This window comes from Ruegeria sp. AI3 (assembly GCF_056541245.1).
The window spans coordinates 155,825-172,612 of record NZ_JBQFYA010000006.1 but is presented as its reverse complement, the minus strand read 5'-3'; the positions used below and the strand labels follow the sequence as shown (position 1 = coordinate 172,612).

The window sequence follows — 16,788 nt, the reverse complement described above, 5'->3', positions numbered from 1 at the left end:
TTCCCCTAAGGCTTCCGCGTCACGAGTGTGACCCACATATCAAGCCCTATCAAATTGTTTTGGCGCCGCCAGTGATCACGTTCACTCTTATTGGTTGCGGATCGCCCACAGCTCCATCTCAAGTCCCGGATATTGCCCTGACACGTGAACCGCGATCCCACCCGAGGTGGTCATCTTGCCCCAGTATGGGCTGGCGGCATCCAGTTCGAAATAGACGACACCGGAGTGATATGGAATCTGCCGCGGGGCAACCGGCAACGGGCGCAAAGTGATACCGGGAAGCGCCGAGTTCACTAACTGACGGATTTCCTCAACCGGTCCGGTTTTGGCTTGCCCGGCAAAATGACGGCGTACGTCCTCAGCCGGGATATCCGCATTCACGGCCAGCACGAAACCGGCGTTGCCGATCAGCTTGCGATCAGCAATCACGCCCACGCTGATGCCATATTTCCGCGCCTCCAGCGGGATTGAGACCGCTGTCTGCTCCAACACGGAACTCAGATACTGTCGCAGGGTCCGAATGACTGGCGCAAACGAGGCGGTCAGGTCGTCATGCTGATAGGCCGGGAATTGCACGGCCTCTTTCTCAGTGCTCATGAAGGTCGCCAGCTCACCGGCGAGCGCAGCGCAGACACGGTAGACATGTTCGGGATGCACGTTCTCGATATTGGCGAAATGGCGCACCAAGGGCAGGTTTCGGTTGATCGTCATCAGCAGCAGGAAGTCCGAAATCTCGGCAGCCCCCTTTGCCGGTCCGCCATCCGAAAGACGCCCTGCCAAAGCCTGCATGCGGTGCGACAGCATCCCTTCAAGTTCATTCATGAACCCGGCCAGTGCAGCAGCGGCGCGTACGTCCAGCACCGATGGGATGAAGCCGCGATCCAGAATAATCTCTTTGTCCGGGCGCACTTCGATGATCTTGGCAATCGGGATCGCCAATTTATCCGCCAAATCATCCACTTCCAACGCGAACTGCAAGCGGAGTTTGCCGACGCCCAGAGTGACAGGCTTTTTCTGCTGGCTCATCACATCGGTGATTTCCTGCTCAGCCGGACGTAGACGGCTGACCGATTGTTCGGCCCCGCTCAGATCCACCTCTGAGGCACCCTGCCGCCGTTGGGGAACCGTCAGGTAAACAACGCAGTCCTTGATCGTCTCGGGCACTTCCAGAGCGGGCGGGTGATCTTCGGCCTGCGGCACGCGAAATACTTGCCCATCCGGCGTCAGGCCCGAGCAGGATTTCAAGGCAAACTGACCGACCTTAAGCACTTCATCATCGATCTCTAACGCACTGACACCCCAGGCATAAGGCGTGACCCGGCGTGCGAGACCGGCCACCAGCGCCTCGGTATACCGATCCGCTTGCTGAAAGTGATGGGGCTGCAGAAACAACCCTTCGGTCCAAAGCACCTTGCTGTCCCAGGACAATGGCTGCCCTCCCTTGTTCTTACCGCCCGCGAAGGGGCGTTACTTCAGCTTTTCCAGCTGTTCTTTATACGCGCGTGCGAATTCCCGGCTGAAGAGATCGTGAAAGTCATTCTCTGCCTGATCCGAGATATCGGCATACATCTTCTCGTACACTTCCCAGTATTGGGCCTTTTTACCTTTAAAAAGTGACCCAAGTTTGCCGGAACCTTCAATTTTTCCTGCCAGCACCTCGGGGTCAAGCCGAGCCAGAACGCCCTTGAGCGCGGCCTCCATGCCCGTGACCATCGCGACCTCATGCGCCTTGATATCGTTCAGCGCCTGTTCGGTCGCCTCTTCCGAGGCAAGGTAGCCTTTGACACGCGGTTTGACCAACGCCTCAATCGCCTGTTCGGGGCTGATCGAGAACTTCAACGGGTTGTTTCCACCCGCATTGATCATGGTCTGTTCGATGCGGAACTCGGACTTGATCGAGGTGCGGGTCATCAGGATTTCCCGCAAGCCGGTGATCATCACCCGCAACACACGGCCCATGCGGCCCATCGTGGCAGGCAGATCAGCGTCGTCGATGCGCAGATCGTCGACCTCCAACGCCTCGAGCAAGGCACGGGCAGCGGATTGATCGCCACCGCCGGTCGGAACGGTTTTCTCTGCCTCAACCGGTTCGGGGGGCGGAACTACATCGGCCTGGCCGCCCGGCTTTGGCTTGATCGGAGGCGGCGCGGTGGGTTCCGGACGCGCCGGTTCAGGCGCGGCAAACGGGTCCGAGTTCGAGCCGCCCGAGGGCGACAGCAGATCATCATCCCAGTCATCAGGGATCAGGTTCGAACCGCCTGCAGAGGGTGCGGTAAACGCGTCGCTGGCCGATGGGTTATGCATCGCATCGCTTGCGCCCATATCCGCATGCACATCCTTGGGCTTTGCAAAGAACGGATCGTCATCCTCCAAGGGCGGCAGCAGTTCATCCATCGGGTCGGGCGTGGAAATCTGCCCGGGCCCTTTGGCGTCACCGCCCAAAAGATCATCCAGAAAATCCCCGCCCGGAGCGGCATCGTCCAGCAACGCCATCGGATCTGGCGCGTTCTGGGACAGACCCGGAGACACCCCCGCCTGTTGCATAGGCTGCGGGATCGAGTCTTCGAAACTGGGCAGGTCCGCCCCAATTTCAACAACCATCTCATACCCACCCGCGACCAGCACATCGCCATTATTGAGCGGCGTCGGTGTCCGACCCAGAGGGATTTTTGAGTAGTTCAGAAAAGTTCCGTTCGTCGACAGATCAACAATCACCACGTTTCCATTGTGATCCTCAATCACGAAGTGGCTTTTGCTCAGCGTCTTTTCAGGGTCAGGCAGAACCAAGTCATTAGCTGGCCCACGCCCTACGGTCAAAGAGCCCCCCTGCATCGAGACCGGGCGCCCGTCGCCCGGCACCACGCCGGTGGATTGGAATTTCAAAGTGACCGTCATTCGTTTGTCTTCATCCTCCGACCAGTACGGTAAGCTCGCCCTTGATGATCGGGCCACCACAAGCGCAGGTATCCGTCACACGGGCGGCAGGTAGCTTGCCGATCAGAACGGTGGCCGAGCCCTTGATGATCGGGTGCGGAAACGCCGGCGTCGCCATATCTGACAGACGCGCTGCGGGCAGTTTTCCCACCAGAACCGTCGTACAGCAGGGCGGCATGATCGGCATCGGCACCGGAGCAGGCGGTGGCGGGGCTGGCGGAGGAGCAGGCAGCGTACACGCATGCAAGTCCAAGATTCGTGCTTGCGGGAATCCCATGCTTACTCCTCTTTCTCAGCGCTGGCGTTCTCGCGGTCCAGCTTACCATTTCCACCCCGAGCAATATCGACCCCACGGTCAATCAGCAACTGCACGTAGGCATCAAAATCCTCTTCATGTTTGTCCATTGCAACAACATTCATCGCAAAGGCCACAACTTCGGCCGCGCCGAGAGGGGCCGGGACATTGGCTAGTTCACCCGAACCCAAGGTTCCGTCCGAGTATAACACGCCCATGGCGCAATTTACCGTCTCATCATCTGGTTCGGCGAGATCAATCGTCGCGCCCGCCTTGTCGCGGTTTTCTGGCGTAGGGCGAAACACCCATTCCTCGGACGCCGCCAGTGCGGGTGTATTGTTGTCCGGGGCCTCACCGATATAGTCGCGCGCGGCCAGACAAGACCACCACACACGCTCTCGGGCAGGCAAGGCCACCCCCAGAAGGCGTAGGATATCGATCACTGCGCCTTTCTCTTCCAATTCAGTCAACACCACATCCAAGGGCGCACTGGCCGGGGCCTCAAGCTTGACGCTCAGACGGGCGTTGGCATCGGCCAACATGCGCGCAGCAGGCATCTGGGGCGTTTTGGTCATTCCGGAAAAACGGTCTGTCATCGCGTTGCCCCCTTAGTTGATCATTGTCAGGCCGCCCTTGAGGGTCAGCATGGCGTCACCGTTGACCGTCGTCATCGGGCTTTTTGCATCCAACTTGGCATTGGCCTGGACTTTGATCATCGTGCTCTTGATCGTAATGCTTGTCGGGTCCAGTTTGATCGAAGAGCCACCAACCTTCAATTCGATCGACTTCATTGCCGTCATTGTGATCTTACCCAATTTGGCATCGACCTGAATGTCACCCATCTTGACCGTCGTGGATTTGTCGCCTTCCTTGATCGTTTCGGCATGATTACCCGTCACTGTGCGGGTGGACTTGCCCTCGATGGTCTCGGTCTGGTCAGTCTTGATGCTGACCGTCTGGTTACCCTTCTCGATGGTGAAGGTATGGTCACCTTCCTTGATCGTCTCATCCACGTTCTTCTTGACCACCTGGCTGAGGCAGCCGTCACCGCCATTGCCACCCTTGTCCAGCTTGTCGTAGCCAATGGTAATCGTGGACATATTCTTGACCAGCTTCTCGTGATCCTTCTGCGCCTGAAAGCGCACGAGTTCAGCGTCTTTCTTGTCCTCGAACATCAGTTCGTTGAACGTCTCGGCACTGCCCTGTTTCGAGGACCGCGTCTTGATCCCGGTTTGCGTCTGGTTTGCAGGCAAGGCATAGGGTGGCATGGTGTCGGCATTATAGAGCATACCCGTGCAGATCGGCCGATCCGGGTCACCCTCTTCGAACTGGATGACAACCTCCTGCCCGATCCGGGGGATGCTGACCATACCCCAGTTCTTACCCGACCAAGGGGTGACAACCCGCACCCAGCAGGTGGTCTTTTCGTCCTTCTTGCCTTCGCGGTCCCAATGGAACTGCACCTTGATGCGACCGTATTTGTCAGTCCAGATTTCCTCACCAGCCTTGCCGGTTACGATGGCCGTATGCAGGCCCGAAATCTCGGGCCACGGGATCGTGCGCAGCGACTTGAATTCGGTTTTGCCGGGCTGGGCTTCAAACTCAACCATGAACATCTCATTGCTGTCCTCCGGAAACTCCAGCGCACCGGTGTCCAGATCTTTATCGTTCTTGGCAAATCCATAACCTTCGGTGGTCTGAAGAAAATACCGCGCCTTGGTTATCAGGTATTCCGTGTTCTCCGCCTTGTCGGGATGATCCTGCAGCGTGAACTTGCGCCCGGTTTCCAGCGCCCGGACCGAAGCCCGCCCACGCCGCCGGTCGAACAGAGCATCCTCGGCCGTCATCCGCACCTTGGCCAGCGTATTGCCCGGCCCGGTTTCCTTGTAGTGACCGGGGATATCGTAAAGCTCCAGCTTGTCCTTGAACCCGTGCTTTGCGCCGGTCGGCGTTTTGGCCCGCGCATCCAGCGATGCTTTGGGCTTTTCGAAATCAAAATCGCCTAGCGAGACAACTCCGGGCCGGATCGTCTCGGACGCGGCCCATTCGGTGACCGAGTCACCAAGACGTTGGCTGTAGTCATCCCCGCCTCGGAATTCGACCTTTGCGTCACCGGCAATCGGCGTATGCGCGTTTGGTCCGTCGCACATGACCAGCGTCTCATTCTTGTCTTTGGCATTTGTGTAGTCGAAATAGTAGTAGATGCCCTCTTCCTGCATCAGGCGCGAGATAAAGTCGAAATCCGTTTCGCGATATTGCACGCAATATTCGCGCTGCTGGTAAGTGGCGCGCAGGCTTTTTCTGAAATCCGTAAGCCCGTATTCACCGAAAATCTTTTCGATGATCTGCACGGCGGTCATTTCCTGAAAGATGCGACTGTCGGTGGTCTGCGTCAGCAGCCAGAACCAAGGGCGCAATTCGGCCAGAAACTGTACATAGCCATCGCGCAGCGCCAGCCGCTCCACCCTCACGATCGTGCCAGTGAATTTACGCTCGGCCCCGTCAGCAGCCAGATGGATGGTCATCACCTTGCCCAGTAGCTTGTCCAACGCAATCGTCGTCTTTTCCGACAGGAATTCGACCTGAATTTCGGTCAGTTTTCCCAGTTCTTCCGAGACGACGGCCCGCCTGATGACAAGATCATCCTCACCATAGCTATACGACCCCGTTATCCGAAGCGGCCACTCTTTACTCTGCAGACTCTCAGCCATTTACCGTTCCTTCCAATTCTCGTTCACCGCGCCGTCACAAATCGTTCAGCAGTGCAGCAAGTTCGGGGTCCATATCTTCATCATCACTATCGTCACCGTCATCATCGTCGCCAAATGACGCAAGCAGATCGTCAAGATCGCCGCTGTCGTCATCTCCAAGGTCCAGATCGAGGTCGAAATCATCGTCGTCGCCCGTGTCGAGGTCCAGATCCAAATCCCGATCGTCATCCTCATCAGCCTCTGGCGCAGCAGGCACATCTGGCGACGGAGCAGGCGCGGGCATACCGGACCACGGGCCCAGAATCTCCTGCCCGGCAACCGAGTTGAACGAGCCAAGCCGGATTTCATCGCGGCCTTTGACAGACAGAACAGGCATATAGCCGCGCTGGACCGAGTGTTCGTGCTTTGCCAGCGTGATATTGCGTTCCGTACACGGCAGCGCCACCTGATCGCCGTAGCGGTCATTGACGAAATGGTACGGTATACCACCCAGGCTCATGACCGAGCCCAAATTCATCGCTTTGCCATTTTGCTTGAAGGACCGCGCCAACAAGATCGTCACCAGAACCGCCGGATTGGCCCAAAGCATACCACGCAGGCCTTCAGACTCGGTGAATTCCTCAAAATCGAACTCATAGATCGGCTCGGACTTCGCTCCGTAAGGCCGCCGCAGCAAGAACCTGGGCGACGCCAAACCAACATGCCCGGCTTCGGGCATCGCGCGCAGAGTATCCCAGGCTTCGACTACTAGCGGGTGGCGATCCTCGAGCTTAACATCCAGATAGGCCGGGGTGATTGCACTGACGAACGGCGCATCCACATGGGCTGCGACGCGGCCAATACGGCCCAGCAGTTCCGCATGTGGTGGTGTTTCCTCAAAGGTATAGAGCCCGATCAGCGCCGAATATCCGCCACGCCCGTTTTCTTCGTCCAGCGGCTCTTCGGTCAGCAACCGAACCAGACCGGTTTTCGCCAGATCTTCCTCGGCGGCCAAATCTGCCGCGATCTCTTCAGCCGAGACGTCATACAAAACCACGTCTAGCGTATCATCATCCTCGACGCTGCGCGCAATCAGATCGAGACTGCGCCACTGTGCTTCGACGGATTGGAACTCTGGGTGATGCAGAACCATGCGCATGGCTGCGCTCAGCGCCTCATCCACGGCCTTTTGCATCGCCTGCACATCGGGGCTGGGCAGTTTGCGAATATGCGGGCCGACCACGCGTTTCAGCAAGTCATCAACGGGTGAGGCCTGCGCCAGCTCTCCCGACGTATCACCAATCAGCTTCTGAAAATCGCTGAGCTTCAGGTCAGCACGAACTGTGTTACCGCCCGAGGATTTGCGTGGCGGCACAACCGCCTGCCCGAACTCTTCCCCCCAACCGATCAGCTGTTTGGCGGCGTGATCTGCAGTCCCACCCGCGCTCAGCTGGCTTTTCAGACCCGAGAGGCCATCGAACAGCTCGACCTTTTCATAGAGTTCGTCGGGATGCAGATCGTCCAGCTCTTTCAGTTTCACTTCGATCCCGGCCCCGTCCTTGCCGATCGGCAGCACGAGATCAGTTGCGAACCCCTCGATCACCTCTTCGACCGTATCGGGATCCAGAATGATCGGCTTACGTGCCGCTAGGGCGTCGCCGGTCTCGATTTGCCCCCGCGCCGCGCGGCCCGAGAAATCGCCGAAGATCGCGATCCGGAATCGGGTGCGTTTCAGCCGTTCCGGGTCAGGTCGATCCGCGCTCATGCGGCCAAAGGCCAATTGCGGCTCGTCGTCCAATTCCGCTGTTTCATCTGACGCGTCATCGGCATCGAGGTCACCCAGCAGAGCGTCCAGATCATCAGATCCGCCCTCGTCGTCTAGGTCTAGATCGCCCAGCAAGGCATCCAAGTCATTTGTCGTTTCGTCAGAGGATGCCTCATTATCCTCATCTGCGCCCAAATCATTCAACAGATCACCAAGGTCGTCTGAACCGCCCTCATCATCGCCGAGATCCGCCAGCAGAGCGTCCAGATCATCAGCTGACCCCTCCTCAGACGCACTCTCCTCGTCCGACCCTAGGTCGTTCAGCAAGGCGTCCAGATCATCTCCGCCAGCATCCTTATCCTCAACATCGTCGCCAAGGTCTGCCAGCAGCGAATCCAGATCATCTGTATCCACATCTTCGGTCTCATCACCGCCTTCAAGATCACCCAGCAAGGTGTCCAAATCGTCTGCAGCGGCATCGCTGTCCGGCTCGGATTCCAAATCACTCAGAAGCTCATCCAGATCGTCAGACGCATCATCTGACGTCTCTTCGAGATCACCCAGCAGATCTTCCAGGTCATCGGCCGCTTCATCCGTCGGTGCAGATGTATCCTCATCCGACCCAAGGTCATTCAAAAGATCATCCAGATCGCCGTTAGGCTCTTCGGCTAAATCTGCAAGAACGTTTTCTACGTCAGCTTCGTCGACCTCATCAGCTTCGGGTTCCACCAAATCCCCGAGGATGTCGTCCAGAACATCCTCCTCCGGCTGTGCTTCGTCAGCAGAATCCGCCAGATCGGCAAGCAAATCATCCAGGTCGGACGCTTCTGCCTCTGGATCAGGTTGATCGTCGCTGGCCAGATCACCGAGGATGTCCTCTAGCGGATCGGCCTCATCCTTGCTGTCCAGTTCGGGTACCGAGGCGAGTATGTCGTCTGCCGCAGGCTCATCCGCTTCATCGGGAGCCTTCTCCGCCAGATCATCCAGCAGACCGTCCAGATCAACGTCGTCCGCCGCTTCATCAGGAGCAGCGTCGGCGAGGTCGGACAAAATGTCCGAATGATCTTCTTCGGCCTCTTCAGCGGCATCCGGAAGCGATGAAAGTGCCGCGTCCAGTGCGCCGTCCTCTTCCGTCTCCTCCAGCTCCAGATCGGCAAGTTCAGAGAGGATATCATCGCTCTGATCCGTCTCAGATGCGGCTTCAACCTCGGGCACTGAGGCGAGCACATCGCCGAGCGTGTCCTCTTCGACCTCAATGTCCAGCGCGGCATTTGCAAGGTCTGCAAGGATGTCATCGGACCCATCAACCTCATCCGCGACATCACTTTCCGGCAGAGACGCGAGGGCATCGGACACAGAGCTGTCTTCGACCTCTTCCGTGTCCAGATCGCTGAGGTCAGCCAAAATATCAGAAGTCACATCCTCAACCTCGGTCGTCTCGGGCACAGCATCGGCCAGATCGGCAAGAACCTCCGCCGAGTCTTCCGACACGTCGGGCAGCTCAACCTCTGGAACAGAAGACAGAGCATCCGCGACCGACGTATCCTCGGGCTCATCATCAGGCTCAGAACTGGCCAGATCGGACAAGATATCATCCGACGCGTCCTCTTCCGCCGTAAGCTCGATATCTGGCAGGCTGGACAGGATGTCATCTGCGGCGGTGTCTTCAACCTCATCAGCCGGTGCAGCGTCGGCCAATTCCGCCAGGATATCGCCTGATGTGTCGGCTACCTCAGTAACCTCGGTTTCCGGCAGCGAAGACAAAGCGTCCGAGAGAGAGGTATCCTGAGCCGTTTCCTCGGGTGCGGAAGCTGCCAGATTGGACAGGACATCCGCGCTGTCATCCACAGGCGCTTCGGGTTCAACCGAGTCGGGCAGTGAGGACAAAGCATCTGCGACAGTTGTATCTTCAGGTGCGTCTTCGGGAGCTTCAGCCGCCAGATCGGACAAGATGTCAGCCGATTGATCCTGTTCCTCGGCGGTCTCAACCTCGGGCAAAGACGCAAGCGCATCCTCCATCGAATTGTCGGCAGGGGAATCCTCGGGCATCATATCCCGCAAGGCGTCCAACGTGGCCTCATTGTCCTGCTCTGGGAGCGAACTGCCCGCAAGCGCGCCCAGAAGGGCCGGGTCGGCCAGCACTTTTTCGATCAGTGTCTCGGCCCCGGTCTTCCCATCCATATAGGCCATCAAGGTCGACAATTGCGTGCGGGCCTCAAGCAATTTACGCAGAGGCTCGATTTTTGACGCGATCTGGGCCGGGGTGAAATCGGCCATTTTCTCGAAAGTCAGATCGACGGCCAGATTGCCCTCACCTGTCAGTGTATTGGGCACGGCAAATTCGACACGCGGGGCCATGGCCTTCATGCGGTCGTCGAAATTGTCGACATCAATCTCAAGGAATTTACGATCCGAGACTGCGGGCGTTTCGACCGTTGACTTGCCGGAGAGATCGCTCATCACGCCCATGACGAAGGGCAGTTGAACCTTTTTCTCGGCCCCGTAAAGCTCCACATCATATTCAATCTGAACGCGCGGCGCCCGATTGCGGGCGATGAATTTCTGAGAGCTGTCAGCCATCGGCCTGACCTTTCAACTCGGACACTTCACGCCGCAGGGCGCGAACTTCGACCAGCAGTTCCTTGACGCGATCGTCTACGATATCGGTCTCGCTGCGCACCAGTTCTCGCAGATGCGAGAACTCCTCAACCGACTCGTCCTCCACAGCGGATTGCATAGTGTTGACCAGCAGACCGATGAACAGGTTCAGAACCGAGAAGGCAGTGATAACGATGAAGGGTACGAAGAAGATCCAGGCGGTGGGATGAACCTCCATCACTGGGCGGACGATGCCCATCGACCAGCTTTCCAGCGTCATGATCTGGAACAGGGAATAGAGCGATTTGCCCAAGGATCCGAACCATTCCGGGAAATCCGGGCCGTACATCAGAGTCGCCATGACGGCAAAAACGTAGAACACGATTGAGATCATGATGATTACCGCGCCCATACCTGGTAGCGCGTCCAGCAAGGCCTGGACCACCGCCCGCATCTGCGGGATGACCGATAGCAAACGCATCGCCCGGATGACCCGCAACCCACGCAGCGCGGACAGCCCGTCGCGGTTGGGCAGCAATCCCAGCGTAACAACAACAAGGTCAAAGATGTTCCAGGCGTTGTTGAAGAAGCTGAACCGGTAAGCATAGAATTTCATCAACAGCTCGGCCACGAAAATGCCCAGCACGATCTTGTCGATCACAACCAGGGTCGGGCCAATACTCGATTGAACCGAAGGAGAGGTTGATAGCCCCAGCGTGATCGCGTTGAAAATGATCACACCAAGAATGGTGTTGGTTACAGCCTTACGCTCGACAAACTCGCGCACGGTGTCGCGGAGCGTTTCGCTCTTCTCGATACCGGGTTCCACCAACACCTCCTGTTGCTTTGGGTGTCGGGCACGGCGATCCGCACCCGAAGATTTACGTGTTTAACCAACGACGTCGCTGATTCCGTCCACTAGTTTGTAGACCCCTTTGACCGAGGTAAACATTGTCTTGGTCTCTTTCAGAACCGTCATCTTGTCCAGCTTCTTCAGCTTGTCCATGATCGTGGTGTCATCCACTTTCAGACCGTTGCCTTCCATCAGAGCCTCCATCTCGGCCAGGAACTTCTGACGTTCCTCGAGCTTGGCGGCCATGGCGCTGGCCTCGCGCTTGACGGCCATACATTCGGCCCCGAGCTTGACGCCCTCTTTCAAGGTTTTCTGCGACTTCGCAGCCTTCATTAGCTTGTCAGCGGCCTTGCCCAGATCATCGACCTTGTGGCGCGTTTTGGTCGTATGCTCACGATAGAGCGCGCGTTTCTTGTTCGAGTCCTTTTGATAGACCTGATAGCCCTTGATCGCGAAATCCGCGATTTCCTTGGCGATCTTCTTGGCGTCCCGGCCCTTGGTGACCTCATCCCCCATGGCGAGCGCCTTGGCGGTCAGTTTCTTGATCGCCTCCATCGGTTTCTTGACCGAGATACCGGACGTATCGGTAATCCCCTGCCTCTCCGCCGCTTGCATGATCGAGGTGCCGCGCAGCTTGATGTATTTCTGGATGGCGCCTTCTAGGTCCTTGCGCAGTTTTTCTTCACCCTTCAACTGCTGCTGAACCTCTTTGCCCAGATCGTAGACCTGTTTGACAATGGTCTTGTAGGCCATGACGTCCGCGCCCGAGGTCGCCACAAGCCGCGTGACAGCCGTGCCGATCTTGATCACACCAGCTGTCACCTTCAGCGTGGTCTTGACCCGCGCTTCTTTCAGCAACTTGTCCTTGTTCGCCTCAACCTTGATCTGCTTTTCGATCGCCACCTGAGCGGCCCCTTCGGCCGACCGCAGGGCGTTCTTGATCATCTGGTTGGTGGCCTGGATCATCTTCTCGGCTTCGGCCTGAGATTTCTGACCCGGCGTCTTCATCAGCTCGGCGACTTTCTTGTCGAGCTTGACGGCCTCTTGGCTGATCACCGTCTCATAGCGTTCCAGCTCTTTCATGCCGGCCGCTTCAAGACGTTTTAGCGTGGTCGACGGCACCGGACCTTTGGCCGTGACTTCGAATTTGACGTCAACGCGGTAGCTGGGGATCTCGATATACTGAAGCTTGGGCTTCGACCGGATGAGATCGACCACGTAAAACTTGTGAGGTGTAACTGTCTGCTTTGCCATTTTTTCGCGCCTATATTCCGTTTCGTTCCTGCCGGATGAGGTCGGCGCCACGTGGCTTTGGGCCACGGGCGCCGCCCCGTCGCTTAGCCGATCGCTTCTTCCAGCTGATCCTTGCCTTCCGAGGCAATGTCGTTGAACAGCCCAAGCGCCGTGTTGACCGTGTCGAGCGTGCTGGACGCTTCTTTGAAGCCAACCCCGGCATTTGCACCCGCCAGCGTCAGGTTGACGACAACCGGGAATACCTTGTCGAAGATCTGCGCGTATTTCGGATTGCTCGAATTCAGCGCATCCAGCATCTTCTTGAGGTTCGGCGCGTTCTTGTCCGCGTCCGAGACCCGCTTCATCATATCCGAACACCCGTCCAGACCCTTCTGCAACGAGGCACGGGCTTTTTTGAGCTTGTCCAGATACTTACCAGCCTTCTTCGCGTCCGCCTGTTTCATGGCTTTCTCAAGCTTGTCGCATTCCTGCAGGCCCTTCATGATCGCCTGAGACAGTTTGCGCCCGCCAACTTCAAGTCCGGCAACCTTGTTCTGCCACAGGCCATAGTTCTTGTCGCATTTTGGCAGAGTGGCCAGGAACGGCGTATCGGTACCCAAAATACCCTTGAGGACTGAGGCACCAACCTCGGCACCGCCTTGAACCTGCTTTTTGGCCTCGCCTTCCGCGGTGCGATACCGCTTGAGCAGCGTGTCCAGATCGCTTTTGAGGTTCTTCTCGACCTTCTCGGCCTCTTGCGCGGCGTCCTTGATCTTGTCGGCCAGTTGCGCAACACCCCGCACCAGCGAGACAATCCCCAAGGCCAGCGATGCGCCACCTGTTGCGGCCGCACCGGCCACACCTGCGGCACCGCCGACGACACCCAACACGCCAAGCGTGATGTCAAAGCCAGTTTTGACCTTATAGTCCTTGTACTGCTGCTTGCGCTTCACAAAGGCCTGCCAGCGCTTGGCAGGGATCGACTCATAGTGCTTTTTGGCACCGTTCATGATGGTCGCGAGCTTGTCGTCGAACCCTTTAATCAACGCCGCGCGTTTCTTTGCGTCGCTGGCCTTCTTGATCGCCGCATCCGTCGCCATCAGCTCTTTGGCGATCAAGGCAACCAGCTTGTCGGTCACAGCATTGGCGTCATCCACCATCTGCTGCGGCGTGACATAGTCGCCTTCATCTTCCAGAACATCCAGAAGATCATCGTTCAGCTTCAACTGGAACGCATAACCCTTTAGCTCTTTCAGCCAGTCGGGCTTGTATTTCTTGGTAATCTCGGTGCCCAGATCCTTTTTCCAGATGACAACCGACTTACCCAGTTTCTGCTTGGGCGCATCACTCGAGGCCGACTTAGCCCGAGCCGCTGCGTCCTTTTTCTTTTCCTCGAGTTCCTTTTCTTTCTTGTCGATGATCTTGGGGTACTTTTTCAGGACCGTCACTGTATCCGAGTGCTTGCTGCCCGCGAGCTTCACAGCCTCGGCAACCTTGCGCTTGACGTTGGACAAGGCTTTCAAAGTCTTGTCCCAATCCATCTGATCTTCGGCGACCTGGTATGCTTTCAAAGCATCGCCCAGGCCGGTTTTCTTCATCAGCTTCGGTTTGTTCTTGGACCACCATTTCTGATCCAGTTCCGGTGTCATAGTCGCCTTCATAAAGTGTCCCCTTTCTCGGTCAGACGCATCATGCGTTGCGCTCAATCAAACCCGTAAGTGAAGTCCCCGTCTGTGACGTCGATCACGACTTTGGAAACTTCTTCGCCCTCCATCATTCTTTTCAGGAATTCTGCCGATATATCCGGCAGCATTGTATTGGTCACGATCGCGTCGATCATACGACCACCGCTGTCCAGCTCCTGACAACGGTTGACGATCTCGTCCACCACGGCGTCGGTGTATTCGAATGGTACACCATGAGCAGATTCGACGCGCTTTTTGATTCGCCGTAGTTGTAGCTTTGTAATCTCGCCCAGCATCTCGGGGCTGAGCGGATAATAGGGAATCGTCACCAAACGACCCAACAGCGCTGGTGGGAACACCTTCAGCAGCGGATCGCGCAGCGCCTTGGCCATGCCTTCGGGATCGGGCATCAGATCCGGGTCCGCGCACATATCCATGATCATCTCAGTGCCGACATTCGAGGTCAGCAAGATCAGCGTGTTCTTAAAGTCGATCACGCGGCCCTCGCCATCCTCCATGACGCCCTTGTCAAAGACCTGAAAGAATATCTCGTGCACGTCCGGATGGGCTTTTTCGACCTCATCCAGCAGCACGACGGAGTATGGCTTGCGCCGCACCGCTTCGGTCAGCACACCACCTTCGCCGTAGCCGACATAGCCCGGAGGGGCGCCTTTCAGGCTGCTGACGGTGTGGGCCTCTTGGTATTCCGACATGTTGATGGTGATGACGTTCTGTTCGCCGCCATACAGCACCTCGGCCAAGGCCAGAGCGGTTTCGGTTTTACCAACGCCGCTGGTACCCGCCAGCATGAAGACACCGATGGGCTTGTTCGGGTTGTCCAGCCCCGCGCGGCTGGTCTGAACGCGCTTGGCGATCATCTTCATCGCGTGGTCCTGACCGATTACACGCTGGGCCAGACGGTTTTCCAGATTTAGGATCGTATCGATCTCATCCTTGACCATGCGGCCCACGGGGATACCGGTCCAGTCACCAACCACGCTGGCCACCGCCTGATGATCCACGATGGGCAAGATCAGCGGGCTGTCGCCCTGCACTTCTTCCAACTCAGCGTTCTTGGCTTTTAGTTCGGCCAATAGTGCCTCACGGTCGATGGGCTGTGCGTCTGGAGCCTCTTCGGTCGCGGCTTCGCCTTCGGCGGTACCCGTTCCTTCGATCTCCTGCCCGCCAGCGCGGAGCTTGGCGCGTAGGTCGAGGATTTCTTCGACCACTTTCTTCTCGGCCTCCCAACGCCCGTTTAGTTCGGCCAACCGCGCCTCTTCCGCCTCTTTCGCGGCATTCACCGCCTCGCGCCGGTCGGCGATGTCATAGCCTGCGGTCTCGTCCCGTTCGATGATTTCCAGTTCGGTGGTCAGAGCCTCAATCCGGCGCTGGCTGTCGTCCACCTCAGCCGGAACCGCGTGCTGAGACACCGCGACCCGCGCGCAGGCCGTATCCAGCAGGCTGACCGATTTGTCCGGCAACTGCCGCGCTGGGATATAGCGGGCGGACAGCGTCACTGCGGCTTCGATCCCCTCGTCCAGCACCTGCACGCGGTGGTGTTTTTCCAGCATCGAGGCGATGCCGCGCATCATCAGAACCGCTTTTGGGATATCGGGCTCTTCCACATGCACCACTTGGAAACGGCGGGTCAGAGCCGGGTCTTTCTCGATGTATTTCTTGTACTCAGCCCAAGTGGTCGCGCCGATGGTGCGCAGAGTGCCACGCGCCAGCGCCGGTTTCAGAAGGTTGGCCGCGTCGCCGGTTCCGGCAGCGCCACCTGCCCCGACCAAAGTATGCGTCTCATCGACAAACATCACAATCGGAGTGGGACTGGCCTGAACCTCATCAATCACCTGACGCAGGCGGTTTTCAAACTCGCCCTTCATCGATGCGCCCGCTTGCAACAGGCCCACATCCAGAACCAGCAAACGCACATCTTTCAGCGCCGGAGGCACGTCGCCCCTAGCAATCCGGAGGGCAAACCCTTCGACCACGGCAGTTTTACCAACGCCCGCCTCACCGGTCAGGATCGGGTTGTTCTGACGGCGGCGCATCAGCACGTCGACGATTTGGCGGATTTCTTCATCACGGCCCACGATGGGATCAATCTCACCATTGCGCGCCTGTTCTGTCAGGTCGGTGCAGAACTGCTCCAGCGCTTCGCCCTTGCCCATCGCTCCGGGGGCCATTGCGCCGCTAGCCTCCCCCGGCTCGGCGCCGCCGCCCACGTTCGAGCCATCCTGCGCGCCGAGCGTATCCTCGGGTGAACCATCGGTAGCCTGAGCAAAGCTGTCAGCCAGATCATCCGCTCCGATCTTAGCCAGTTCCGGCGACATGCTGGCCAAGATGTTGCGCAAAGCAGGCGTCTTGAGCATGCCCAGGATCAGATACCCCGTCCGCACCTTGCTGTCGGAATACAGCAACGAGCCCCAAACCCAACCGCGTTCCATCGCGTCCATTAGGTGATCCGAAAGGTCCGAGATCGAGGACGCTCCGCGCGGCAGCATATCCAGGCTGCGCGTCAACTCCGACGCAATCTTGCCCGGATCCAGGTCGTAGTGCTGAATGATGCGGTGAATGTCACTGTCCTGGCCGTTCAGGATCTGATGCAGCCAGTGTTGGATTTCGACATACGGATTGCCCCGCATCTTGCAGAACACGGTGGCCCCTTCGATGGCCTGATAGCCCAGCTTGTTCAGCTTGCCGAACAGCGATACGCGGCTGATTTCCGTCAT

At 57.8% G+C, this 16,788-nt stretch carries 10 protein-coding genes and 1 pseudogene; all 11 read right to left on the bottom strand.

The window, feature by feature from the left end:
* Positions 1-87: 87 nt before the first annotated feature.
* Positions 88-1,428, bottom strand: a complete 1,341-nt coding sequence (gene tssK / locus ACRZ95_RS11385; protein ID WP_170378397.1) for a type VI secretion system baseplate subunit TssK — start codon at positions 1,426-1,428, stop codon at positions 88-90.
* Positions 1,429-1,467: 39 nt separating this feature from the next.
* Positions 1,468-2,895: a type VI secretion system-associated FHA domain protein TagH gene (tagH, locus tag ACRZ95_RS11380; protein ID WP_170378399.1), complete on the bottom strand. Its 1,428-nt coding sequence runs from the start codon at positions 2,893-2,895 to the stop codon at positions 1,468-1,470.
* Positions 2,896-2,905: 10 nt separating this feature from the next.
* Positions 2,906-3,211 (bottom strand): PAAR domain-containing protein, encoded by a 306-nt coding sequence (locus ACRZ95_RS11375; RefSeq protein WP_170378401.1) that lies wholly within the window; start codon positions 3,209-3,211, stop codon positions 2,906-2,908.
* A gap of 2 nt (positions 3,212-3,213) precedes the next feature.
* Positions 3,214-3,825 (bottom strand): DUF6931 family protein, encoded by a 612-nt coding sequence (locus ACRZ95_RS11370; RefSeq protein ID WP_170639707.1) that lies wholly within the window; start codon positions 3,823-3,825, stop codon positions 3,214-3,216.
* Positions 3,826-3,837: 12 nt separating this feature from the next.
* The gene (locus ACRZ95_RS11365; protein ID WP_170675842.1) at positions 3,838-5,940 is read right to left on the bottom strand and encodes a type VI secretion system tip protein TssI/VgrG; all 2,103 of its coding nucleotides are present in this window, start codon (positions 5,938-5,940) and stop codon (positions 3,838-3,840) included.
* Positions 5,941-5,974: 34 nt separating this feature from the next.
* Positions 5,975-9,703: a type VI secretion system contractile sheath domain-containing protein gene (locus ACRZ95_RS11360; protein WP_480554976.1), complete on the bottom strand. Its 3,729-nt coding sequence runs from the start codon at positions 9,701-9,703 to the stop codon at positions 5,975-5,977.
* A gap of 60 nt (positions 9,704-9,763) precedes the next feature.
* A pseudogene (tssB, locus tag ACRZ95_RS11355) lies at positions 9,764-10,264 on the bottom strand (type VI secretion system contractile sheath small subunit); the annotation flags it as partial.
* The gene (locus tag ACRZ95_RS11350; RefSeq protein WP_170676137.1) at positions 10,257-11,114 is read right to left on the bottom strand and encodes an ion transporter; all 858 of its coding nucleotides are present in this window, start codon (positions 11,112-11,114) and stop codon (positions 10,257-10,259) included. The gene ACRZ95_RS11350 and the pseudogene tssB, both read right to left, overlap by 8 nt.
* Positions 11,115-11,171: 57 nt before the next feature.
* Positions 11,172-12,389, bottom strand: a complete 1,218-nt coding sequence (locus ACRZ95_RS11345) for a hypothetical protein (protein WP_170549437.1) — start codon at positions 12,387-12,389, stop codon at positions 11,172-11,174.
* A gap of 83 nt (positions 12,390-12,472) precedes the next feature.
* Positions 12,473-14,029, bottom strand: a complete 1,557-nt coding sequence (locus tag ACRZ95_RS11340) for a hypothetical protein (protein WP_170675844.1) — start codon at positions 14,027-14,029, stop codon at positions 12,473-12,475.
* 41 nt (positions 14,030-14,070) lie between these two features.
* Entirely contained in the window at positions 14,071-16,788 is a 2,718-nt protein-coding gene (gene tssH / locus ACRZ95_RS11335) for a type VI secretion system ATPase TssH (protein WP_170675845.1), read from the bottom strand.